Annotated in this window: 1 protein-coding gene; it reads left to right on the top strand. The window is 73.5% G+C overall.

Annotated features, from left to right (window positions below; all coding sequences use genetic code 11):
• On the top strand, window positions 1-332 hold a 332-nt coding region (locus tag FFK22_RS42410), incomplete at both ends, for a calcium-binding protein (protein WP_373683783.1).

Consider the following 332-nt stretch of genomic DNA (forward strand, 5'->3'; position numbering starts at 1 on the left):
ATCCTATCAGGCCGAGGCCTCGGGCGTCGGGGTCAACCTGGCCACCGGTAACGCGTCCGGCGCAGCGGCCGGGGACACCTATGTCAGCATCGAGAACGTCGCCGGCTCCAACTTCGACGACCAGCTCACGGGTGATGCCGGCGCCAATACCCTCGCCGGCAACGGCGGCGGCGACACGCTGGACGGCGGGGCCGGTGCCGACATCCTCAACGGCGGTGATGGCGACGACGCGCTCCGCGGCGGGGCCGGGGCCGATCTGCTCGACGGCGGCGCCGGCCGTGACACCGCCGGCTACTACACCAGCGCGGCCGGGGTCACGGTCGACCTGGCCG

This window comes from Mycobacterium sp. KBS0706 (assembly GCF_005938675.2).
In the GTDB taxonomy this organism is placed as follows: Bacteria; Pseudomonadota; Alphaproteobacteria; order DSM-16000; family Inquilinaceae; genus Inquilinus.